Source organism: Streptomyces sp. NBC_00414 (genome assembly GCF_036038375.1).
Taxonomy (GTDB): domain Bacteria; phylum Actinomycetota; class Actinomycetes; order Streptomycetales; family Streptomycetaceae; genus Streptomyces.
Map to the genome: position 1 here is coordinate 4,264,721 of NZ_CP107935.1, position 22,745 is coordinate 4,287,465.

Sequence of the window (22,745 nt, forward strand, 5' to 3'; positions counted from 1 at the left end):
GACGGAGACAGCACTGTGACGGTTGCCTCGGACATGAACGAGCGGTTGCCGCCCGGTGATCGGGCGCTGAGCAGCGAACCGGCGCCATCACCACGGCGGATGCCGGCACGGCCGATGTCACGGCGGCACAACTCCCCCGGCTGCACAGTGTGATGACGCCACATCAACCGGTGATGCGATCGGGCGCCGACCGGTGACGCGACGCGGCATCACCCGGTGATGCCGTACGGCGTCAGCCGGTGATGCGTTACGGCGTCAGCCGGTGATCTGGTACGTCGACGACGCCTGCTCGTACAGCCGCGTCACCTCGTCCCGCTCGGCCTCCGGGCCGCGCACCTGCACCACGTGGTAGCGCCCACCGGCGATGATCACGAGGTTCCGCACGTAGACCTCGCTGCCCGTGGCGTCCTGCCAGGTGAACTGCCCCTCGGCCATGGCCCGTCCGCCCACGTCGATCCGCCGCATCCCGCTGGACGTGGCCCAGGTCGAGTCACGGAACGGCTGCAGCTCGCGCTCGTCCTCACGCTGGTAGGACATCGGATCGCCGCCGAACTCCTCGGTCGTGTCACGTCCGGGCACGACCAGCAGCTCGAACTTGCCCTGCGAGTAGACGACCTGGCCGCGTCCGTTCTTCCCGGTCCGCTCCCAGCCGTTGGCGACCGCCACCCGGAATCCCTCGGAGTCCTTGCGCAGGGTGAAGCCCTGCGGAAGCTCGGGGCCGGTGGTCTGGGTCGTCGAGCTGGACGAGCGCGTCGGGCTGCTCTCCTTGCTCGGTGTCTTCCCGCCCTGCGGATCGGAACTCGCCTTCCCGTCCGGCCCCGCGCCGGTGTCCCCGGAGTGCCCGGGAGTGGGCGTGACGACATCCCCCGCGGAACCGGTGCGCTCACCGCCGGAGCCGGTCCTGGGCATGAACGCCATGGCGTACGCGACAGCCGCGGCCATGACGAGCAGGATCAGCAGCAGCAGTGTCCGGCCGAGCCTGCGGGGCTTGACCTCCTTGCCCTGCTTGCCCCGCTTGTGACGGCCGTGGGGTGTGGTCGCGGGCAGCCCTGCCCGGCGCCTGCGGACGAGCTCGCCCCGACGGCGTACGACGGGCAGCCGGGTGGGGTCCACGGGCGGTGCCGCTATGACGTACGTACCCGCCTCGGGCTCGGGAGCCGACCGCACCAGTGAACGCAGCCAGCCCCGCAACTCCTCGAAGTCCAGTCGCTCGGTGGGGTCCTGGCGCAGCAGCGACTCCACGACCGGTCGGAGCGGACCGCACTCCTCCGCGAACGCGGGCGGCTCCGCGCACACCAGCTGCACCAACTCGGCGGTGCTCTCCTCGGGGTAGGGCGCGTGGCCCTGTACGGCGCGGAAGAGCAGCGCGCCCAGCGCCCACAGGTCGGTCGCGGGGCCGATCGGCGCCGCCAGCTGCCAGTTCTCGTGCACGGGGCCGGCCTGCTCGGGCGCCCAGCGCTCGGTGACGGGCCCCACGACGGCCATCCGGGCCTGCCGGGCCCGCTCCGCCGCCAACGCGGTGGCCGGGCCCCGCCGGGTGGCGGCGGAGGAGGAGGTGAGTTGACTCCACTGGGTGGGAGCCATGCCCGTACCCGCAGCCGTGCTCGCACCCGTGCCCGTCGCCATGCCCGCGCCCGTGCCGGGGTCCGCGGAGGCGTGGTCGGCGGGCGGCGCGTATCCGGCGCCGTACGCGGCGGCCTCCGTCGCCCGGCCGCCGGCCGTGTGGCCGATTCCGCCGTGCCCGCCGTTGCCGCCATTACCACCGTTACCGCTGTTGCGGCCGTCGGGCAGCGCGGGAGGGCGGCCCTGTCCGGAACCTCCCACCGCGGGGGCACCGCTGCGCGGCGCCGCACCGTGCCAGGCGCCCGGCAGCCCCACCCCGTACGGGTCGGCGATCTGTCCGGGCGGCGATGTGTGCTCCGTCCCCTGACCGGCTATCCGGCCCGAGATCGGCCCTGCGGCCCGACCGGCCTCGGTGTCGCCGTCGGCGGACCGGGGCCGCGGCGCGGGCAACGCCGCGTTCCCGCCGCCCCGCTGCTCCTCCTGCACCCGGGCCGCCGCGCGGGCACCCGCGCGGTAGGCCGCGATGGCCCCGGCCCGCGCGGCCCGTACGTCTCCGCCCGCGTCCAGCGCCCGCTGCGCCATGTCCGAGGCATGCGCCTGCGACTGGGCCTGTGAATGTGCCTGGGCTTGCGTGACGGGCAGCGTGCTTCCGCCGCCGCCGCGCACGGCCTCGACCGCGGCACGGCCGCCGTCCGGCCCACGCGCGCCGGGAACCGCCTGTCCCACGGCCCGGCCGGGGGCACCGGACCTGCCCAGCTGCCCGGCCGCGCCATCGGGCCGGCCCGCCTGCCCGGACGAACCCGCCTCGCCGGACGGACCTGTCTGACCTGCCCGACCCGCCTGGCCGCCTGCCGTTCCGCCTTCACCCTCGGCGGCCGGCACCGGGTCGTACCCGCACAGCGCCTCTTCCGCGGCTCCCGAGGCGAGCCCCGTGAGCATCACTCGGCCGTCGTCGCAGACGAGCACCGTGCGCGCGGTGATGTTCCGGTGCACCCATCCGTGCGCGTGCAGCACCCGCAGGGCGGTCAGCACGTCGGCGGCCACCTCGGCGGCCCGGTACGGGCTCAGCGGCCCCTCGGCGAGCAGCGCCGCGAGCTGCCGCGCGGGCACCAGCTCGCTCACGATCCACAGCGACCCGCCCTCGGCGAACACGTCGAAGACCTGGTCGAGCCGGGGATGGTCGGGTATCTGCGCCGCGGCCTGGGCGGCCTCGATCGCCCGTCGCACGGCCGGCTCGGTGGGCCGCCGGGTGGTGTGCGCGGACGGCCGCCGCACCCCGGCGTCCCGTGCCACGAACCCGTCGGGCAGCCCGTCCGCGTCGAGCACCTCCGCCTCGATGACCTCGGGCAACTGCACCTGCCGGACCAGGACTTCCTGTCCGCTGTAGGTGTCGAAGGCCCGGGTGGTGTCGGCGAGTTCGTACTCGTCCGTCGGCGGGAGCGGCAGGCGGTAACGGTCTGCGAGCACCCGTCCCGCATAGTCCTCCACAATGCCTCCCCCGGCCGCCCGGTTGGTCAATTCCGTTCGCCATACGTCCCGTTGTGGCTGCAGTTGTGCCTGCGTACGGTCCGCAACCACTCACGATACGTGCCGGAGGCAACCCGTCATGAGGAGATACGAGATCTCAATTGACCCGTGACCCTCAGGACTTCGGTTCGAACGACTTTGTCAGCGTGCGCCACGTGTCCTTGCGAAGCCCGGTGTCCCACTTCGAGTCCTTCGCGGTGTACATGAGCGCATATCCCTGGCTGCCATTGACGACGAAGCCGCGGTCTATGGACCGGTATTTGGTACCGCTCTCCACATAGGTGAATTCCCAGTCGGCCGTGTTCCAGCCGCGGTAGTCCACCTTCTCTATTCGGATCCGCTGATACTCCGCCCGCCGCATGCTCCTCTCCTGGTTCGTCCAGTCGGCCACCGGGTCGTCCTTGGGCGTCGTGGTCCAGCCGACCAGCAGCTTCTGCCCGTCGGGGCCGGCGAACCGGGAGCCGGCCGCACTCGTGGACTGGTATTTCCAACCCTTGGGCAGGCCGATCGAGAACCCTTGCCCGTCCTTGTGCGTCGACTCGACTCCGCTGCCCGAACCGCTGTTGGAGCCACCGCCCGACCCACCCGATCCGCTCGACTCGCCGGAAGCGCTCGCACTGGGAGAACTCTCCTTCGAGGCGCCGCCGCCGGAGGAGTCCGTCTTGTCGTCGTCCGAATCGGTGCCGCTGTTCTCGTCCTGCTTGGTATCGCTTCCCGCGTTCGCCCCACTGGACGTCGACTTGTCGTCGCCGCCCTTGTTCTCCTTGGCGCCCGAGCCGTCGTCGCCACCCAGCGTGACGGCGAGGATGGTACCGAGCACGGCCAGCGCCACGACGACGGCGATGATCACCAGCGCCCGCCGGGACACCACATCGGTGAGCGGCGCCCTGGAGGTGGTGCCCCGCGAGTACGCGGGCCGGGAATCGCCCGGACTTCCGCCCACCGCACTGGAGTTCAGCGCCGAAGCGGAAACGTCCCGGTTCTTCGCGGAAGCGGGCACACCGGCGCCCGCGGAACCGGACCCCGCACCACCGGCGGAGCCGGAACCAGAACCCGGAGGCGAACTCGAAGGCCACGGCGAAGGCGAAGGCGCCACGCCGGACGAAGCGGAAGCCGCGGGAGCCTCCGACGCCGAGGCCGAGGCAGGTGCCGACGCCGACGCCGAGGCGGCCTTCCCGCCCGACGTCTCCGCGGACCGGTCCGCGGCCACTCCGGTACCTGCCGCCGCGGCGGCAGCCCCCGCCGCTCCGGCCGCTCCGGCGCCCTTGCCCTTGCGCACGGAGCGCAGTGCCCCGCGCAGTCGGTCGCCCGGCTCCTCGCTCTTCCTGCCGGCGCCCGAAGTCCCCTTCTTGGAGGGGCTCTTCCTGTCAGGGCTCTCCGAGGGGAGGTCAGGCAACGGCACGACCTTGGTCGCGTCCACCGGCTCCGGCTCGTCCTTGGGCTCGGGCGTGTTGACGATCTCGGTGAGCATCGCCCGCGCCCCGGCGTCGTCGAGGCGCTGCTCGGGGTCCTTGACGAGGAGGCCGTAGATGACGTTCTCCAGCGGGCCCGCGTTCTTCGGCTGCTCCACCGGTTCCGTCATCACCGCGGTGAGCGTCGCGATGGCGGACCCCTTGTCGTACGGCGGCACGCCTTCCACCGCCGCGTACAGCAGGCCGCCGAGCGACCACAGGTCGGCCGCGGGGCCGGGCTTGTGCCCTCGCGCCCGCTCCGGCGAGATGTACGAGGGCGCGCCGACCAGCATGCCGGTCGAGGTGATGGACGGGTCGCCCTCGACCTGAGCGATGCCGAAGTCCGTGAGCACGACCCGGCCGTCCTTGCCGATGAGCACGTTCGACGGCTTCACGTCGCGGTGCAGGATGCCCTCGCGGTGCGCCGAGCGCAGCACGTCGAGAATGGCGAGGCCGACCTCGGCCGCGCGCCTCGAAGTGAGCAGCCCGTCCTCACGGATCACCTCGGCGAGGGACTTGCCCTCGACCAGTTCCATCACGATCCACGGCCGGTCGTCCTCGTCGACCACGTCGTAGACGGTCACCGCGCTGTTGTTCCGGATCCGTGCGATCGCCTTGGCCTCGCGGAAGGTCCGGGTGATCAGCCGACGCTTCTCGTCCTCGTCGATGCGCGGCGGCAACCGCAGTTCCTTCACGGCGACCGTGCGCCCCAGCGTCTCGTCCTCCGCCCGCCACACGGTGCCCATGCCGCCGCGGCCGAGGACTCCTCCCAGCCGGTACCGCCCGGCGAGGAGACGTCCACCATCGTCCTGACGGGATGCTCCCGCCTGCTCCGCCTCCGACATGCGTCCCCTCATGCAACCCGCCCTGACAGAGCCTCCATTGTCCCCCACCCGGCCACCGTCCGATGCCCCGGGTGCCTCTCCTGGAGGCGACGCTTCCCCGAACCGTCCCGCATCCGTCCCCCATCTGCCGCTCGGCCCCGGTCCTCCCCCGTCATGAGCTGCGACAAGGGGAGTTCTCGATGCCACCACCGAGGGTGTTACCGCCTCCGAAAGAGCGGGTACCCACTTCGCCCGCGCGGAAGCCACCACGAAATACGGGTCGCGCGCACGGCCGCCCCGGCGGCGGGCACCGAGCCCTGTCCGCCGCCGAGTTACGCCCCTTACCTGCTGGAACGACCGGGTTCCGAACAGAGATCCCGGTCCGGCACACTCGTTCGGGTGACGCTGATTCAGGTCGGGCCAGAGCGCCCTACAGCGGCACGATGTCCGGTGCTCCCAGCCGTGCCGCGTCGGCCGTCAGATCGTCCGGCTGGCGCTGCGACTCCCGCTCCGCCTCCACCCGCTTCTGGTAGTGCTCGACCTCGCGCTCGATCTGGTCCTTGTCCCAGCCGAGCACCGGCGCCATCAGCTCGGCGGCCTCCCGCGCGCTGCGCGTGCCCCGGTCGAAGGTCTCGATCGAGATGCGCGTGCGCCGCGTCAGCACGTCGTCCAGATGCCGTGCCCCCTCGTGCGAGGCGGCGTAGACGATCTCGGCGCGCAGGTAGTCGTCGGCCGCCGGCAGCGGATCGCCCAGCGTGGGGTCGGCGGTGATGAGGTCCAGTACTTCCTCGGCGAGTGACCCGTACCGGTTCAGCAGGTGCTCCACGCGCACCACGTGCAGGCCGGTCCGCGCCGCGATCCGTGCTCGCGCGTTCCACAGGGCCCGGTAGCCCTCGGCGCCGACCAGCGGGATGTCCTCGGTGACGCACTCGGCGACCCGCTGGTCGAGGCCGTGCACCGCCTCGTCCACCGCGTCCTTGGCCATCACCCGGTAGGTCGTGTACTTGCCGCCCGCCACGACCACGAGCCCCGGCGCCGGATGCGCCACGGTGTGCTCGCGCGACAGCTTGCTCGTGGCCTCCGACTCACCGGCGAGCAGGGGCCGCAGTCCCGCGTACACACCCTGTACGTCGTCGCGTGTCAGCGGCACCGCGAGCACCGAGTTCACATGCTCCAGCAGGTAGTCGATGTCGGCGCTGGACGCCGCGGGGTGCGCCTTGTCCAGGTCCCATTCGGTGTCCGTCGTCCCGATGATCCAGTGCCGGCCCCAGGGGATCACGAACAGCACGGACTTCTCGGTGCGCAGGATCAGTCCGCTCGTCGAGGTGATCCGGTCCTTCGGTACGACCAGATGGATGCCTTTGGAGGCCCGGACGTGGAACTGGCCCCGCTCCCCGACCATCGCCTGGGTGTCGTCCGTCCACACGCCGGTGGCGTTCACCACCTGCTTGGCGCGGATCTCGTACTCGCCGCCCCCTTCGACGTCCTGCACCGTGGCGCCGACGACGCGTTCACCCTCGCGCAGGAAGCCTGTCACGCGCGCCCGGTTGGCGACCTTCGCCCCGTACGCCGCGGAGGTGCGCACCAGGGTCGCCACATAGCGGGCGTCGTCCATCTGCGCGTCGTAGTACTGCAGCGCCCCGACGAGGGCGTCCTTCTTCAGGGCGGGGGCGACGCGCAGTGCGTGGCGCCGCGAGAGGTGGCGGTGCGTCGGCAGTCCGCGCCCGTGGCCGCGCGCCATCGACATCGCGTCGTACAGCGCGACGCCCGAACCGGCGTACAGCCGCTCCCAGCCCTTGTGCTGCAAGGGGTACAGGAACGCGACGGGTTTCACGAGGTGCGGTGCGAGCCGCTCCAGCAGGAGCCCGCGCTCCTTCAGCGCCTCCCGTACGAGCGCGAAGTCGAGCATCTCCAGATAGCGCAGGCCGCCGTGGATCAGCTTGCTCGACCGGCTCGACGTGCCCGACGCCCAGTCACGCGCCTCGACCAGTCCGGTGGACAGTCCGCGGGTCACGGCGTCCAACGCGGTGCCCGCGCCCACCACGCCCGCTCCTACGACGAGCACATCCAGCTCGCGCTCGGCCATCGCCGCGAGTGACTCGGCGCGCTCCGCCGGTCCCAGTGTCGCTGTCCGCACAGTTGCCTCCAGCTGTCTGTCGCGCCGGGCTCACCCGTACGGCGAAGCCCTGCTCACATCCCCCATGCCCAAATTCTGACCGTGATGCCCCGCATCGGCCACCACCGGCGGTCCGCCTGTGGATATCTCTCGGCGACTCCCGGAGAAACACAACCATGCAATCCCGCATATCGGTCATATTTACTCCTAGTCTGACATTGCGCTCGCCCGTTCTGTCCACAGGGCTTGCGCCCTCGTCCCAGTCCGGCTACAGGGAAGGACGGCCCACCGCCATGCCCGCAGATCTCGCCGTCATCGGCCTCGGCCAGCTCGGCCTGCCCCTGGCCCGGGCCGCCGCGACCACCGGCATCGCCACCCTCGGCTACGAGTGCGGCGACCCCGCACCCCTGGCCGCGGCCGACCTGCGCCGGATGCTCTCCACCGGATTCCGGCCGGCCACGGACCCGGCCGAGCTCGGCCGCGTACGCACCGCCGTCATCTGCGCTCCGACCCCGCGCGGCGCGGACGGGACGCTCGACCTGGGGCAGGTGGCCTCCGCCGCCCGTACCCTGGCCGCGCACCTGCGCCCGCACACCACGGTGATCCTTGAGTCCCCCGTGTACCCGGGCACGACGGAGGAATTCCTCCGTCCGCTCCTCGAAGAGGGCTCCGGGCTCCGGGCGGGCCGCGACTTCCACCTCGCGTACTCGCCCAGCCGGGTGGATCCGGGCAATCGCGACCACGGCCCCGCCAACACCCCGAAGGTCATCGGCGGGCTCACCCCCGCGTGCACCGAGTCGGCCGCCGCGTTCTACGGCCGGCTCACCGACAAGGTCGTACGCGCGCGTGGCACCCGCGAGGCGGAGACCGTGCAGCTCCTGGAGACCAACTACCGGCACGTCAACATCGCGCTGGTCAACGAGATGGCCGTCCTCTGCCACGACCTGGGCGTCGACCTGTGGGACGTCATCCGCTGCGCCGAGACCAAGCCGTTCGGCTTCCAGGCCTTCCGCCCCGGCCCCGGAGTGGGCGGCCACGCCGTCCCCCGCGACCTCGCGGGCCCGCGGACCCGCGCCCTGCGCATGGTCGAACTGGCCCAGCAGGTCAACGACCACATGCCCCGGTACGTCATCCAGCGCGCGGCCACGCTCCTCAACGAGCACGGCAAGTCGGCCCGCGGCGCGCGCGTGCTGCTCCTCGGCGTCACCTACAAGTCCGACCACGCCGACCAACAGGGCTCACCGGCCCAGGAGATCGCGACCCGGCTGATGGAACTGGGCGCCGCCGTCAGCTACCACGACCCGCATGTCCCGTCCTGGAGCATCCTGGACCGCCCGGTCCCCCGGGTGGACTCCCTCTACGAGGCGGCAGCCGACGCGGACCTGACGATCCTGCTCCAGCAGCACCGCACGTACGACCTGCAGGGCCTGTCGGTGAAGGCCCAGCTCCTCCTGGACACCCGGGGAGCCACCCCCACGGGGGCGGCGCACAGACTGTGAGGCACGCGAAGGGGCCCGGTCACCGAGTGACCGGGCCCCTTCGCGTTCGTCGGCTCAAGCCGAGCGCGGCGTCACCGCTTGTGCTGGGCGTCCGCCACCGTGACCTCGACCCGCTGGAACTCCTTGAGTTCGCTGTAGCCGGTCGTGGCCATCGCGCGGCGCAGGGCGCCGAAGAAGTTCATGGAGCCGTCGGGCGTGTGCGAGGGGCCGAGGAGGACCTCCTCGATCGTGCCGACGGTGCCGAGGTCGACCTTCTTGCCACGCGGCAGCTCGTCGTTGACGGCCTCCATGCCCCAGTGGTGGCCCCGGCCGGGCGCGTCCGTCGCGCGGGCGAGCGGGGAGCCCATCATCACCGAGTCGGCGCCGCAGGCGATCGCCTTGGGCAGGTCGCCGGACCAGCCGACACCGCCGTCCGCGATCACGTGCACGTACCGGCCGCCGGACTCGTCCATGTAGTCACGGCGGGCCGCGGCCACGTCGGCGACGGCGGTGGCCATCGGGACCTGGATGCCCAGGACGTTGCGCGTGGTGTGCGCGGCGCCGCCGCCGAAGCCCACCAGGACACCGGCCGCGCCGGTGCGCATCAGGTGCAGGGCCGCCGTGTACGTGGCGCAGCCGCCGACGATGACCGGGACGTCCAGCTCGTAGATGAACTGCTTCAGGTTCAGCGGCTCGGAGGCACCGGAGACGTGCTCCGCCGAGACCGTCGTACCGCGGATGACGAAGATGTCGACGCCCGCGTCCACGACGGCCTTGGAGAACTGGGCGGTGCGCTGCGGGGAGAGCGCCGCCGCGGTGACCACGCCCGAGTCGCGCACCTCCTTGATGCGCATCCCGATCAGCTCCTCCTTGATCGGAGCCGCGTAGATCTCCTGGAGCCGACGGGTGGCGGTCTCCGCGTCCAGCTCCACGATCTCGTCGAGGAGGGACTGCGGGTCCTCGTGCCGCGTCCACAGGCCTTCGAGGTTGAGGACGCCCAGACCGCCCAGCTCCCCGATGCGGATGGCGGTCGCCGGAGAGACCACCGAGTCCATGGGAGCCGCCAGGAACGGCAGCTCGAAGCGGTAGGCGTCGATCTGCCAGGCGATCGAGACCTCCTTCGGGTCGCGCGTACGGCGGCTCGGGACGACGGCGATGTCGTCGAAGGCATACGCCCGGCGGCCGCGCTTGCCGCGCCCGATCTCGATCTCAGTCACGTGTGTGGCCTTTCCCTCTTCGGTTCTGCGCGTTCCAGTATCCCCGACGCATACGACGAGGGCGGTCCCGGAGCCTCCGGGACCGCCCTCGGGTGAGTTCCACGCACGCGTGGACCCTCTTTACGACTGCTGGTACGACTACTGGCCGCGGCTGTAGTTCGGTGCCTCGACGGTCATCTGGATGTCGTGCGGGTGGCTCTCCTTGAGGCCCGCCGACGTGATCCGCACGAAACGGCCCTTGGTCTCCATCTCGTCGATGGAGGCGGCGCCGACATAGCCCATCGTCTGGCGCAGCCCGCCGACGAGCTGGTGCAGCACGTTGCCCAGCGGGCCGCGGTAGGGCACCTGGCCCTCGATGCCCTCGGGCACGAGCTTGTCGTCGGAGGCCACCTCGGCCTGGAAGTAGCGGTCCTTCGAGTACGACTTGCCCTGGCCGCGGGACTGCATGGCCCCGAGCGAGCCCATGCCGCGGTACGACTTGAACTGCTTGCCGTTGATGAAGAGCAGCTCGCCGGGCGACTCCTCGCAGCCGGCGAGGAGGCTGCCGAGCATCACCGTGTCGGCGCCGGCGGCCAGCGCCTTGCCGATGTCTCCGGAGTACTGCAGACCGCCGTCCCCGATCACCGGGACACCGGCGGCGCGGGCCGCGAGGGCCGCTTCGTAGATGGCGGTGACCTGCGGTACGCCGATACCGGCGACGACGCGGGTCGTACAGATCGAGCCGGGGCCCACGCCCACCTTGACGCCGTCGACACCGGCGTCGATCAGCGCCTGGGCGCCGTCGCGGGTGGCCACGTTGCCGCCGATGACGTCGACGCCGACGCTCGACTTGATCTTCGCCATCCAGTTGAGGGCGTTGCTGTTGTGCCCGTGCGAGGTGTCGACGATCAGGAAGTCCACCCCGGCCTCGGCGAGCGCCTGGGCCCGCTCAAGGGCTTCGGGGCTGGCGCCCACGGCGGCGCCGACGAGGAGGCGGCCCTCGGCGTCCTTCGCGGCGTTCGGGTACTTCTCGGCCTTGACGAAGTCCTTGACCGTGATGAGGCCCTTGAGGATGCCCGCGTCGTCGACCAGCGGAAGCTTCTCGATCTTGTGGCGGCGCAGCAGCTCCATGGCGTCGTTCCCGGAGATGCCGACCTTGCCGGTGACCAGCGGCATCGGGGTCATGACCTCGCGCACCTGACGGGAGCGGTCGGTCTCGAAGGCCATGTCGCGGTTGGTGACGATGCCGAGCAGCTTGCCGTTGCCGTCGGTGACGGGGACACCGCTGATGCGGAACTTGGCGCACAGCGCGTCGGCCTCGCCCAGCGTCGCGTCCGGGTGCACCGTGATCGGGTCGGTGACCATGCCGGACTCGGAGCGCTTCACGAGGTCGACCTGGTTGACCTGGTCCTCGATGGAGAGGTTCCGGTGCAGTACGCCGACGCCGCCCTGACGGGCCATGGCGATCGCCATCCGGGACTCGGTGACCTTGTCCATCGCCGCGGAGAGCAGCGGGATGTTCACGCGCACGTTGCGGGAGATGCGGGACGAGGTGTCGACCGCGTTGGGCAGCACTTCCGATGCGCCCGGCAGCAGCAGCACGTCGTCGTAGGTCAGCCCGAGCGTCGCGAATTTCTCGGGCACTCCGTCGACGTTTGCAGTCATGACACCTTCCCCAAATGGCCTTGATCGGTGCGGATGTCCATGCTAACGGGAAGCATGGCCGTCTCATTCCACGGTTGCGGATGCCCCTGGGCCTCGTGGATTCGTACGGGCCGGGCGGCTGCCCCGTTCATCGGGCGCCGCGCCCATCCAGGAGCCGGATCCAGGACGGGCGCCGTCCCGCACCGCGGCTCCGCGCCCCGCCCTGACGGCAGCAAGAATTTGCCGTACCGATGCGTACCGATGACGAAGGCGCGCACCGACGGCAGGGGAAAGGGATCTCCTACTGCTCGGCCAACGCCCTGAGGCGGCTGAGCGCCCGGTGCTGGGCGACCCGGACCGCGCCGGGTGACATTCCCAACATCTGTCCGGTCTCCTCGGCCGTGAGGCCCACCGCGATCCTCAGCAGGAGCAGTTCGCGCTGGTTCTCGGGGAGGTTGGCCATCAGCTTCTTCGCCCACTCGGCGTCGCTGCTGAGGAGCGCGCGCTCCTCGGGGCCGAGCGAGTCGTCCGGCCGCTCGGGCATCTCGTCCGACGGCACGGCCGTCGAACCGGGATGACGCATCGCGGCCCGCTGCAGGTCGGCCACCTTGTGACCGGCGATGGCGAAGACGAAGGCCTCGAAGGGGCGCCCGGTGTCCTTGTAGCGCGGCAACGCGAGCAGCACCGCTACGCAGACCTCCTGCGCCAGGTCCTCCACGAAGTGCCGCGCGTCACCCGGAAGCCGGGACAGACGCGTACGGCAGTAGCGGATGGCGAGCGGGTGGACATGGGCGAGGAGATCGTGTGTGGCCTGCTCGTCGCCCTCGACCGCGCGATGAACGAGCGCACCAATCACCCCATGGGCATTAGCCGCCTCGTCGTCACGCATCGGTCCATGGTGCCTTGGCGTCGTTCGATCCGTGGCACCGCGTCCGTAGTTGTGCACCGAAGCGTTATGAGCAGGTGCGCCGGAACTCATCTCCTGCGCCCTCCCCTCCCGCTCGACCGACCTGTTCCCGAGGAACTCCACACCTCAAGGATGCGGCATCCGCCGGGAAACGGGGATCGGGTACCCGAACGGCCCCGTTCGACCCCCTGTCGGGCCCGGCCCCGCCCGCCTTTCGGCAGGCGGGGACATCCGTACCCGCGCGGCGGCTCACCTAGCGGACCAGGCCCCATCGGAATCCGAGCGCCACCGCGTGCGCGCGGTCCGAGGCGCCGAGTTTCTTGAAGAGCCGACGCGCGTGCGTCTTGACCGTGTCCTCGGAGAGGAACAGCTCACGGCCGATCTCCGCGTTCGACCGGCCGTGGCTCATGCCCTCCAGGACCTGGATCTCACGCGCGGTGAGCGTCGGCGCCGCGCCCATCTCGGCCGACCGCAGTCTGCGCGGCGCGAGCCGCCAGGTCGGGTCGGCGAGGGCCTGGGTGACGGTCGCGCGCAGCTCCGCGCGGGAGGCGTCCTTGTGGAGATAGCCGCGGGCACCGGCGGCGACCGCGAGGGCGACACCGTCCAGGTCCTCGGCGACGGTGAGCATGATGATGCGCGCACCGGGGTCGGCGGACAGCAGCCGCCGGACCGTCTCCACGCCGCCCAGACCGGGCATGCGTACGTCCATCAGAATCAGGTCCGAACGGTCGGCACCCCAACGGCGGAGGACTTCCTCGCCGTTGGCCGCCGTGGTCACGCGCTCTACACCGGGCACGGTCGCCACCGCGCGGCGGAGCGCCTCTCGGGCAAGCGGGGAGTCGTCGCAGACGAGGACGGATGTCATGGCCGTCCTCCGCAGCTGATGCGCGTCACCTTGGGCCTCCAGGCTGGTACGAAATCGTCACCTGTGCGGTCGACCGTCTCGGACGCTTGCCCGAGCGTTTGTTCCTTCAACCGCCTCGCACACTCAACGACGGTCACTCGAAAGAGTTACGGGGCCGTGAACCACCTTCGGCACTCTACGTGAGGGCACGGACACGGTGCAGACACCCGCGACAGACCCTCAAGGTTTCATCACAAGCAATGCCCCATTTAGCCGCTTTTCTTCCCATTTCCTGGTGTCTGAGGCTAGATTCGCAATGAGTCATATTTTCATCTCCTTAGATCGTAGATGTACGGTGATGGCCACGTAACCGACCAAAACGGCTACAAGGGGACAAAGCAATGGCAGATTTCTCCCGCCTTCCCGGTCCCAACGCGGATCTGTGGGACTGGCAGCTCCTCGCGGCGTGCCGCGGGGTCGACAGCTCGCTCTTCTTCCACCCCGAGGGCGAGCGTGGTGCGGCACGGAGCGCTCGTGAGAACTCGGCCAAAGAGGTCTGCATGAGGTGCCCCGTGCGGGCGGAGTGCGCGGCGCACGCGCTGGCGGTGCGCGAGCCCTACGGCGTGTGGGGCGGCCTTACCGAGGACGAGCGCGAGGAACTCATGGGACGGGCGCGCAACCGCCTGGTCTCCGCGTCGAGCGGGGGCAACCCGTCACACCACTGAAGGAACGTTTCTCCGCGCGGACTCACGCGCAGGCACGCATGTCGACGCGCGGACCGACGCGCATACCGGCACGCACGCGCGTGCACCCGCTTTCCGTCCCCCACCGCATACCTCCCGCCCCGTAGGCACGGCCGACACCGTCCTCAGCGGGCCGCGGCCCTGGCCAGCTGGTCCAGCGTGGCCGCCACGGCGGGCACCTGGGCCAGATCCGGCAGCGTGAGCGCGACGATCTCCCGCCGCAACGCGGGCTCCACCGTCACCGTGCGTGCACCCTTGGGGCGTACGGACTCGATGGCCAGCTCCGGCAGGACCGCGACCCCGAGGCCGGCTCCGACCAGACCGACCACCGCCGGATAGTCGTCGGTCGCGAAGTCGATGCGCGGTGTGAAGCCCGCCCTCTCGCAGACCTCGATCAACTGCGCCCGGCAGCGGGGGCAGCCGGCGATCCACGGCTCGTCGGCCAGATCGCCGATGGCGACCGCACCCGCCCGGGCCAGCCGGTGTCCTTCGGGGACCAGACCGACGAGCCGGTCCGTGAGCAGCGGCCGGATCACCAGGTCGTCCCACTCGTCCGGGCCCGCCGCGCCCCCCACTTTGGCCGCCCCCTCGTAACGGAAGGCGAGGGTCACGTCGCAGTCGCCCTCGCGGAGCATCTCCACGGAACGCGGCGGCTCGGCCTCCTCAAGGGAGACCCGGGTGCCGGGGTGCGCGGCGCGCAGGGCGGCCAGCGCGGTGGGTACGAGCGTGGAGCTTCCGCTGGGGAACGAGACCAGCCGCACCCGGCCCGCGCGCAGGCCCGCGATGGCGGCGACCTCCTCCTCCGCGGCGGTCAGGCCGGCGATGATGCCCGCGGCGTGCCGGACGAGGGCCTCGCCGGCCTGGGTCAGACGCATCTCGCGGCCCGTGCGGATGAGGAGCGGCGTACCGACGGACGCTTCCAGGGCCTTCATCTGCTGACTGACGGCGGGCTGGGTGCAGCCCAGTTCGCGCCCCGCCGCCGAAAAGGAGCCGGTGGCGGAGACGGCGCGCAGAACGCGCAGATGGCGGGCCTCGATCACCCTTCGAGCATAAGCGAATCTTGGATACGGCGACGAATATCGCGTCGACGCTTTGGATCGCATCGCCTAGCGTGCCGTCATGAAGCTTCTTTCTCTGAATCTGGGCCGGCCCAAGGCCGTCGACTACACGGATCAGGCCGAGGGGGTGACCGGGATCGACAAGCGGCCGGTGGACGGGCCGGTGCGGGTGTCCGCGCCCGGCCCCAAGGGCGTCGGCGGGAGCGGTCTCGCCGGGGACGCCGTGTGCGAGCTGCGGCACCACGGCGGCGACGACCAGGCCGTGTACGCCTTCGCCCGTGAGGACCTCGACGACTGGGCGCGCGAGCTGGGCCGCCCCCTGGCCGACGGGACCTTCGGGGAGAACCTCACGACGGAGGGGATCGACGTGTCCGGGGCGCGGATCGGGGAGCGCTGGCGCGTCGGCTCCGAGGTCGTACTCGAAATCACGTCCGGGCGGATCCCCTGCCTCACCTTCCAGGGCCACCTGGGCGAGAAGGGCTGGGTCAGGCGGTTCACACAGAAGGGGGTCTCCGGCGCGTATCTGCGGGTGATCGAACCCGGTGAGATACGGGCGGGCGATCCGATCGAGATCGTGCACCGGCCGGACCACGAGGTGACGGTCGCCCTCCAGTTCCGCGCGGTCACGGTCGAACGGACGCTGCTGCCACAGGTGTTGGCGGCGGGCGACGCCCTGCACCCGGAGACACGGGACAAGGCGCGGGCGTACGTGGAGAAGTACGGCGGCGGCAAGGCGTGAACGGGGCCCCGGCGGAGCGGTTCGCGGTGGTGCGGGAAGCGCGGTGCGCGCGGGCTGTTTCGGGCCGCACGCGGCTCGGACAGCATGCGACGGGTCACTAACCTTGGGCCATGACAACGGCTCTGATTACGGGATCGACAGCGGGCATCGGCGCCGCCTTCGCACGGCGGCTGGCCGCCGACGGGCACAACCTCGTGCTGGTGGCGCGCGACACCGAACGGCTCGGCGAGCAGGCGACGGAACTGCACGACCGGCACGGCATCGAGGCGGAGGTGCTGACGGCGGATCTGGCGACGGACGAGGGCATCGAGTCGGTGGCCGCCCGCGTCTCGGACGGCAAGAACTCCGTCGATCTGCTCGTCAACAACGCGGGCTTCGGCAACAAGGGCCTCTATCTGGACGTCCCCATGGCGGACGAGCTGAAGATGCTCAAGGTGCACTGCGAGGCGGTCCTCCGGCTGACGTCCGCGGCGGCCGAGTCCATGCGGGAGCGCGGGCGCGGCGGTGTCGTCAACGTGGCGTCGACGGCCGCGTTCCTGCCGCGCGGCACGTACGGGGCGTCGAAGGCGTGGGTCGTGCAGTTCACGCAGGGCGTGGCGAAGGACCTGGCGGGCAGCGGGGTGCGGCTGATGGCGCTGTGCCCCGGGTTCGTACGGACCGAGTTCCACGAGCGGGCCGGGATGGGCACGGACAACATCCCCAACTGGATGTGGCTGGACGCCGACAAGGTGGTCGCGGCCGCGCTGGCCGACCTGGCGCGAGGCAGGTCGTTGTCCATTCCGGACCCGCGCTACAAGGCCCTGATGGGCGTGGCGAAGGTGACCCCGCGGAGCCTGCTCAGCGGAATCAGCTCGAAGACGGGCCGTAAGTACGGCCCCAAGTGACCCCGTTGCTGCCGTTAGGCACCGACAACGCGAAGGCCCGGTCCCCCGCCGAAACGGGAGACCGGGCCTTCGTCTGCGCCTGCCGTGCCCCTTCAGGGGCGCGGGGCTGCGTCCTTGTGCGGCTGCGCCGCGTGGGCGCGACCAGCCCTCACCGGACCCGCGGCCGAGAACCGACCGCGCTTCCAGTGAAGCGACTAGTGGGAGTGCCCGTGGCCGCCGTGGCCCGCGTCGGCCTCTTCCTCGGCCGGCTTCTCGACGACCAGGGTCTCGGTCGTGAGGAGCAGCGAGGCGATGGAGGCGGCGTTCTCCAGGGCGGAACGGGTGACCTTGACCGGGTCGATGACGCCGGCCTTGACCAGGTCGCCGTACTCGCCGGTCGCGGCGTTGAAGCCCTGGCCCTTGTCGAGCTCGGCGACCTTGGAGGTGATGACGTAACCCTCCAGGCCGGCGTTCTCGGCGATCCAGCGCAGCGGCTCGACGGCGGCCTTGCGGACGACGGCGACACCGGTCGCCTCGTCGCCGGTCTTGCCGAGGTTGCCGTCGAGGACCTTCACGGCGTGGACGAGCGCGGAGCCACCACCGGAGACGATGCCCTCCTCGACCGCGGCGCGGGTCGCGGAGATGGCGTCCTCCAGACGGTGCTTCTTCTCCTTCAGCTCCACCTCCGTGGCGGCGCCGACCTTGATCACGCACACGCCGCCGGCCAGCTTCGCGAGGCGCTCCTGGAGCTTCTCGCGGTCCCAGTCGGAGTCCGTGGACTCGATCTCGGCCTTGATCTGGTTGACACGGCCGGCCACGTCGGCGCTGTTGCCGCCGCCGTCGACGATGGTCGTGTCGTCCTTGGTGACGGTCACGCGGCGGGCGGTGCCCAGCACGTCCAGGCCGACCTGGTCGAGCTTGAGGCCGACCTCCTCGGCGATGACCGTGGCGCCGGTGAGCGTGGCGATGTCACCGAGCATGGCCTTGCGGCGGTCACCGAAGCCGGGCGCCTTGACGGCCACCGCGTTGAACGTGCCGCGGATCTTGTTCACGACCAGGGTCGACAGGGCTTCGCCCTCGACGTCCTCGGCGATGATCAGCAGCGGCTTCGACGCGTTGGTCTGGATGACCTTCTCAAGGAGGGGCAGCAGGTCCTGGATCGAGGAGACCTTGCCCTGGTGGATCAGGATGTAAGGCTCGTCGAGGACGGCCTCCATACGCTCCTGGTCGGACACCATGTAGGGCGAGAGGTAACCCTTGTCGAAGGCCATGCCCTCGGTGAAGTCCAGCTCCAGACCGAAGGTGTTGGACTCCTCGACGGTGATGACACCGTCCTTGCCGACCTTGTCCATCGCCTCGGCGATGAGCTCGCCGACCTGGCTGTCCTGCGCGGACAGACCGGCGACGGCCGCGATGTCGGACTTCTCGTCGATGGGGCGCGCGGTCGCGAGGAGCTCCTCGGAGACCGCGGCGACGGCCGCGTCGATGCCCTTCTTGAGGAGGGCGGGGGACGCGCCGGCGGCGACGTTCTTCAGGCCCTCGCGCACCAGAGCCTGGGCCAGCACGGTGGCGGTGGTCGTACCGTCACCCGCGATGTCGTTGGTCTTGGTCGCCACCTCCTTCACCAGCTGGGCGCCGAGGTTCTCGTACGGGTCGTCGAGCTCGACCTCGCGGGCGATCGTGACACCGTCGTTGGTGATGGTGGGGGCGCCGAACTTCTTGTCGATGACGACGTTGCGGCCCTTGGGGCCGATCGTCACCTTGACCGTGTCGGCAAGCTTGTTGACGCCGCGCTCAAGGGCACGACGGGCGTCCTCGTCGAACTTCAGGATCTTCGCCATGGAGCTGATTCAGTCCTCTCGAAAAAACGAACAACGCCCCCAGCACCCGGCTTTTCAGTACTCGTGTGCAGTACTCGCGGGGGCCAGGGGCGCAGTTCAAAGCAAACCTGGGTGAATTACTTCTCGATGATCGCGAGCACGTCGCGGGCCGAGAGGACGAGGTACTCCTCGTTGTTGTACTTCACTTCGGTGCCGCCGTACTTGCTGTAAAGCACGATGTCGCCGGTCTTCACGTCGAGCGGAAGACGCTCGCCGTTCTCGAAGCGGCCCGGACCGACGGCCAGGACGACGCCCTCCTGGGGCTTCTCCTTCGCGGTGTCCGGAATGACCAGGCCAGAGGCGGTGGTCTGCTCGGCTTCGAGCGGCTGGACCACAATGCGGTCCTCAAGCGGCTTGATGGCAACCTTGGAGCTGGTGGTCGTCACGATCCGACCTCCCCCTTCGGAGATCTCACGGGGTTAACTGTCTGAGGTGGCGACCAGGTGGATCCGTCGTCGCGGGTGCCGGACCTGCCCGTCGCTATTGGCACTCTCCTGTGGTGAGTGCCAGAGCCGAGACTATGACTGCGATTAGCACTCGGTCAAGCGGAGTGCCAGTTGCCTCCGGCGGTCGGGCGTATGTGGGCGGGTCAAACGGGGGTGAACGCGCCCCTGGGGCTGCGCCCCGGACCCCCCTGTCCTCAAGCGCCGGACGGGCTGGAGCGTTTTCGCGTGGGCGTTCGATGGGGCGGGCCCGAACGATTGCGCAGTTCCCCGCGCCCCCAGGTGCCTGGGGGCGCGGGGAACTGCGCAACGGGGGCGAGGGGGCGCAGCCCCCATGCGTGGACGGGAACGGGTAGGGGCGGGCGGGGGCGAGGAAACCCCTAGGGATCCCCTACAGGTAGTCCTCAAGCCGAGCCACAGTGAAGCCCTGCTTCTGGATCCGGTTCAGGATTTTGGTGGTCGCCGCCGTCAACGTGACGCCACTCACGCCCTCCGGGCAGTACAGGATGTCCCCCGCCCGCAACCGCTCCGCCTCCCGCGAAAGAACAACCGCGGCGATCCCACAGTCCGCCGCCGCCCGCAGCGTGTCGTCGTTGTAGTCGCCGTAGGGCGGCCGGAACAGCCGCGGCCGGATCCCGAAGCGCTCCTTGAGCTTCTCCTGCTGACCGCAGATCTCGGCCCGCTGCCCCGCGTACGGCAGACCGGGCAGGTACGGATGGTCGAGCGTGTGGTTCTGCACACTCGCGCCGACCGCGCGCAGCCGCCCGAAGTGGGCGTACCCCGGCCCGACGACGCTGTCCGTGAGGAACACGCTGACCGGCAGCCGAAGCTCCCGCACCATGTCGACGAACCGAGGGTCCTTCTCGGCACCGTCGTCGAAGGTCAGGAAGACGACCTTGTCGCGGGTCGGGACACGGTCCACGACGGGCGGCAGACCGGGCCCCGCGGCCCGTACGGCGGGCCGGGGGACGGACGGGGCAGGCGGGACCGGCGCCGCGGCGAGCGGGGCACGCAGCCCCCAGCGGCGGTACGCGTCCACAGGGGGCGCGTGTGTGCGTACCTTCTGCGCGGCCTTCTTGCCCAGTCTCTCGATCGGGTCGACGGACTGGGCGCAGCCTGCGAGACAGCCGGAGAGGCAGAGCGCGGCGGTCACCACCGCGGCGGTGGTCCCCCGCCGCCTCGCGGCCCCCCACCGCCTCACAGGTAGTCCTCCAGGCGTGCCACCGCGTACCCCTTGTCGGTGATCAGCTTCAGGAAGCGGCGGATCATGTCGGGCATCGTGCCCTCCCAGTCCTCCTTGCCGCGGAAATGGCTGAGAACGATGTCTCCGGGGCGCAGGTCGCGGTCCCACTCCCGGTAGTCCCAGCGGTCGACGAAGACCTCCTCGTTCCAGAGGGGGGCCGCCTTGATGCCGCAGGCCCCGGCCGCGCGCAGGGTGTCCTCGTTGTAGTTGCCGAAGGGCGGGCGGAAGAGCGTCGGACGCTTTCCGTACCGCTTCTCGATCACGTCCTGCATGCCGCAGATCTCGCGCTTCTGCGCGGCGTACGACAGGCCCGGCATGTAGCGGTGGTGGAGGGTGTGGTTGTTCAGCGACACCCCCGCGGCCTGCATCTTCTTGAAGTATCCGTAGTCCTCCTTGACCAGGTAGTCACTGAGGAACGCGGTGTAAGGGATCTTCAGCTCGCTCATCATCCGCAGGAACGCCGGGTCCTTCTCGGCGCCGTCGTCGATGGTGAGGAAGACGACCTTGTCCTTGGTGGGGATCGTCGTGAAGACGGGCGGGAGTCCTTCGTGGTCCTCCACCTCGAAGCCCTCGCGGGTGTCGATGTGCGGCTTCTTCGCGGGGGCGGGGGGTGCGGGCAGGGGGGTCTTGGCCAGGCCCCATCTCTTCACCGCGGCGGCGTGGGCGCGCTGCTCCTGGCGGAGTTCGGCTTTGGCCTGTTGGCCTGCGGCCGGCTTGATGACTTCGGGCGTGGGTTTCCCGTCCCCACAGCCCGCGGCCAGTGCGCCGGCCGTCAGCAGGACGAGCGCAGCGCGTGCCGGGCGGGACGGGCGGGCGACGACCTGCGGGCCGGTGGGGGCTGGTCGCGCAGTTCCCCGCGCCCCTGAAGGGGCACCCGTCCGATCCCTGTTCGCACCGCCACTGTCGGATTGTCGTACAAGTCGCATGGGGCCGGATACTCCCAGGTCACAACCCCTTTCCCGGCCCGACACCGCCGTCGCGCGCGTGCCGTCCACCGACTGGCCCACAATGGGGCGGTGAACGACCTCGATCCACTGGCCTCCTTCGCCGCTCTGCTCACGTCCGAGGGACGTGCCCTTCTCCACGAGGTGCGCGGTACCGAACCGGCCCAGGAGCTGGCCGTGGCGACGCGGCTGCGGCGCGATCACCCCGTCGGGCTCGTGTCCGCCGTGCTCGGCCAGGCGCGGCTGCGGCAGCGGGCCGTCGCGAAGTTCGGCGCGGCGGACGCGGCGCGGATGTTCTTCACGCCGAACGGGGTCGAGCAGTCGACCCGGGCGAGCGTCGCCGCGTACCGTGCCGCGCGCTTCCAGGCGCTCGGGGTGCGGTCCGTGGCCGACCTGTGCTGCGGCATCGGCGGTGACGCGATCGCGCTCGCCCGCGCCGGGATCCGGGTCCTCGCCGTCGACCGGGACCCGCTGACTGCGGCCGTGGCCCGGGCGAACGCCGAGGCGCTCGGACTGGAGGGGCTGATCGAGGTCCGCGAGGCGGATGTCACCGAGGTCGACACCGCCGGGTACGACGCCGTGTTCGTGGATCCGGGACGCCGGGGCGGGCGGGGGCGGATCTTCGACCCCGAGGGCTACTCACCACCCCTGTCGTGGGCCGTCCAGGCCGCCCGCAAGGCGCCTCTCGCCGCGCTGAAGATCGCCCCGGGCATCCCCCACGAGGCCGTCCCCGCCGAGGCCGGGGCCGAGTGGATCTCGGACTCCGGGGACGTGAAGGAGGCCGTGCTGTGGTTCGGCACCGGGGAGGCGAGCTCCGTCCGCGCGACCCTGCTGCCCGGAGCGCGCACCCTCCTGGGCCGCGGACTGCCCGACCCCCAGGTGCGGCCCGTGGGCCGTTTCCTGTACGAGCCCGACGGCGCCGTCATCCGCGCGCATCTGGTCGCCGAGGCCGCCGAGGAGCTGGACGGCGGAGGGCTGGTCGACGAGACGATCGCCTACATCACCGCGGACTCCGCCACGGCCACCCCGTACGCCACCGCCTACGAGATCACCGATCAGCTCCCCTTCGGCGTCAAGAAGCTGAAGACGCTGCTGCGGGAGCGCGAGGTGGGCATCCTGACCGTGAAGAAGCGCGGATCGGCGGTCGAGCCGGAGGAGTTGCGGCGCAAGGTGAAGCCGCGGGGGCCGCACTCCGCGACCGTGTTCCTGACGCGGGTGCAGGGCGCCCCCACCATGCTCCTGGGGCACCCCGTCACCGCATCCGGCGCCTGACACCCGGCAG

Annotated in this window: 17 protein-coding genes; 5 read left to right on the top strand and 12 right to left on the bottom strand. The window is 70.9% G+C overall.

What is annotated here, in order from left to right:
• Positions 1-255 precede the first annotated feature (255 nt).
• The 3 genes from OHS59_RS18270 to OHS59_RS18280 all read right to left on the bottom strand — a co-directional run bounded on the left by OHS59_RS18270 (position 256) and on the right by OHS59_RS18280 (position 7,502).
• Positions 256-3,051 (bottom strand): protein kinase domain-containing protein, encoded by a 2,796-nt coding sequence (locus OHS59_RS18270; RefSeq protein WP_328494472.1) that lies wholly within the window; start codon positions 3,049-3,051, stop codon positions 256-258.
• Between the two features lie 154 nt (positions 3,052-3,205).
• A complete protein-coding gene (locus OHS59_RS18275) occupies positions 3,206-5,386 on the bottom strand; it encodes a serine/threonine-protein kinase (protein ID WP_328494473.1) in 2,181 nt (726 codons plus the stop codon).
• Between the two features lie 409 nt (positions 5,387-5,795).
• Positions 5,796-7,502, bottom strand: coding sequence for a glycerol-3-phosphate dehydrogenase/oxidase (locus OHS59_RS18280; protein WP_328494474.1), 1,707 nt, complete (start codon positions 7,500-7,502; stop codon positions 5,796-5,798).
• Between the two features lie 272 nt (positions 7,503-7,774).
• Here OHS59_RS18280 and OHS59_RS18285 point away from each other — a divergent pair, with 272 nt between their 5' ends.
• A complete protein-coding gene (locus tag OHS59_RS18285) occupies positions 7,775-8,980 on the top strand; it encodes a nucleotide sugar dehydrogenase (protein ID WP_328494475.1) in 1,206 nt (401 codons plus the stop codon).
• 71 nt (positions 8,981-9,051) lie between these two features.
• On the opposite strand, the gene OHS59_RS18290 is transcribed toward OHS59_RS18285, so the two are convergent.
• From OHS59_RS18290 to OHS59_RS18305, 4 genes are all read right to left on the bottom strand, one after another.
• A complete protein-coding gene (locus tag OHS59_RS18290) occupies positions 9,052-10,176 on the bottom strand; it encodes a GuaB3 family IMP dehydrogenase-related protein (protein WP_328494476.1) in 1,125 nt (374 codons plus the stop codon).
• A gap of 138 nt (positions 10,177-10,314) precedes the next feature.
• Positions 10,315-11,820, bottom strand: a complete 1,506-nt coding sequence (gene guaB, locus OHS59_RS18295) for an IMP dehydrogenase (protein WP_328494477.1) — start codon at positions 11,818-11,820, stop codon at positions 10,315-10,317.
• Positions 11,821-12,100: 280 nt separating this feature from the next.
• Positions 12,101-12,688 (bottom strand): sigma-70 family RNA polymerase sigma factor, encoded by a 588-nt coding sequence (locus OHS59_RS18300; protein WP_328494478.1) that lies wholly within the window; start codon positions 12,686-12,688, stop codon positions 12,101-12,103.
• 271 nt (positions 12,689-12,959) lie between these two features.
• Positions 12,960-13,571 carry a response regulator transcription factor gene (locus tag OHS59_RS18305; protein ID WP_003948568.1) on the bottom strand — a complete coding sequence of 204 codons (612 nt, stop codon included), beginning with the start codon at positions 13,569-13,571 and terminating at the stop codon, positions 12,960-12,962.
• Positions 13,572-13,951: 380 nt separating this feature from the next.
• Here OHS59_RS18305 and OHS59_RS18310 point away from each other — a divergent pair, with 380 nt between their 5' ends.
• Positions 13,952-14,275 (top strand): WhiB family transcriptional regulator, encoded by a 324-nt coding sequence (locus tag OHS59_RS18310; RefSeq protein ID WP_328494479.1) that lies wholly within the window; start codon positions 13,952-13,954, stop codon positions 14,273-14,275.
• 143 nt (positions 14,276-14,418) lie between these two features.
• Here OHS59_RS18310 and OHS59_RS18315 read toward each other — a convergent pair whose 3' ends face one another.
• Positions 14,419-15,333 (bottom strand): LysR family transcriptional regulator, encoded by a 915-nt coding sequence (locus tag OHS59_RS18315; protein ID WP_328494480.1) that lies wholly within the window; start codon positions 15,331-15,333, stop codon positions 14,419-14,421.
• Between the two features lie 79 nt (positions 15,334-15,412).
• Here OHS59_RS18315 and OHS59_RS18320 point away from each other — a divergent pair, with 79 nt between their 5' ends.
• Together OHS59_RS18320 and OHS59_RS18325 are read left to right on the top strand one after the other, a co-directional pair.
• A complete protein-coding gene (locus tag OHS59_RS18320; RefSeq protein WP_328494481.1) occupies positions 15,413-16,090 on the top strand; it encodes an MOSC domain-containing protein in 678 nt (225 codons plus the stop codon).
• 110 nt (positions 16,091-16,200) lie between these two features.
• Positions 16,201-16,974: an SDR family NAD(P)-dependent oxidoreductase gene (locus OHS59_RS18325; RefSeq protein ID WP_328494482.1), complete on the top strand. Its 774-nt coding sequence runs from the start codon at positions 16,201-16,203 to the stop codon at positions 16,972-16,974.
• A gap of 194 nt (positions 16,975-17,168) precedes the next feature.
• Here OHS59_RS18325 and groL read toward each other — a convergent pair whose 3' ends face one another.
• From groL to OHS59_RS18345, 4 genes are all read right to left on the bottom strand, one after another.
• Positions 17,169-18,794, bottom strand: a complete 1,626-nt coding sequence (groL, locus tag OHS59_RS18330; RefSeq protein ID WP_328494483.1) for a chaperonin GroEL — start codon at positions 18,792-18,794, stop codon at positions 17,169-17,171.
• A gap of 116 nt (positions 18,795-18,910) precedes the next feature.
• Positions 18,911-19,219: a co-chaperone GroES gene (gene groES / locus OHS59_RS18335; protein ID WP_328494484.1), complete on the bottom strand. Its 309-nt coding sequence runs from the start codon at positions 19,217-19,219 to the stop codon at positions 18,911-18,913.
• Positions 19,220-19,667: 448 nt separating this feature from the next.
• A complete protein-coding gene (locus tag OHS59_RS18340) occupies positions 19,668-20,429 on the bottom strand; it encodes a polysaccharide deacetylase family protein (protein WP_328494485.1) in 762 nt (253 codons plus the stop codon).
• Positions 20,430-20,473: 44 nt separating this feature from the next.
• Positions 20,474-21,445, bottom strand: a complete 972-nt coding sequence (locus OHS59_RS18345) for a polysaccharide deacetylase family protein (RefSeq protein ID WP_443061461.1) — start codon at positions 21,443-21,445, stop codon at positions 20,474-20,476.
• A gap of 90 nt (positions 21,446-21,535) precedes the next feature.
• On the opposite strand from OHS59_RS18345, the gene OHS59_RS18350 reads away from it, so the two are divergent.
• Entirely contained in the window at positions 21,536-22,735 is a 1,200-nt protein-coding gene (locus OHS59_RS18350; protein WP_328494486.1) for a class I SAM-dependent methyltransferase, read from the top strand.
• The last annotated feature ends 10 nt before the right edge of the window (positions 22,736-22,745 follow it).

Coding starts and splice junctions, on each gene's coding strand:
- groL (WP_328494483.1), bottom strand. CDS start 18,794: ATGGCGAAGATCCTGAAGTTCGACGAGGACGCCCGTCGTGCCCTTGAG.
- OHS59_RS18325 (WP_328494482.1), top strand. CDS start 16,201: ATGACAACGGCTCTGATTACGGGATCGACAGCGGGCATCGGCGCCGCC.
- OHS59_RS18305 (WP_003948568.1), bottom strand. CDS start 13,571: ATGACATCCGTCCTCGTCTGCGACGACTCCCCGCTTGCCCGAGAGGCG.
- OHS59_RS18285 (WP_328494475.1), top strand. CDS start 7,775: ATGCCCGCAGATCTCGCCGTCATCGGCCTCGGCCAGCTCGGCCTGCCC.
- OHS59_RS18320 (WP_328494481.1), top strand. CDS start 15,413: ATGAAGCTTCTTTCTCTGAATCTGGGCCGGCCCAAGGCCGTCGACTAC.
- guaB (WP_328494477.1), bottom strand. CDS start 11,820: ATGACTGCAAACGTCGACGGAGTGCCCGAGAAATTCGCGACGCTCGGG.
- OHS59_RS18300 (WP_328494478.1), bottom strand. CDS start 12,688: ATGCGTGACGACGAGGCGGCTAATGCCCATGGGGTGATTGGTGCGCTC.
- OHS59_RS18345 (WP_443061461.1), bottom strand. CDS start 21,445: ATGCGACTTGTACGACAATCCGACAGTGGCGGTGCGAACAGGGATCGG.
- OHS59_RS18310 (WP_328494479.1), top strand. CDS start 13,952: ATGGCAGATTTCTCCCGCCTTCCCGGTCCCAACGCGGATCTGTGGGAC.
- OHS59_RS18275 (WP_328494473.1), bottom strand. CDS start 5,386: ATGTCGGAGGCGGAGCAGGCGGGAGCATCCCGTCAGGACGATGGTGGA.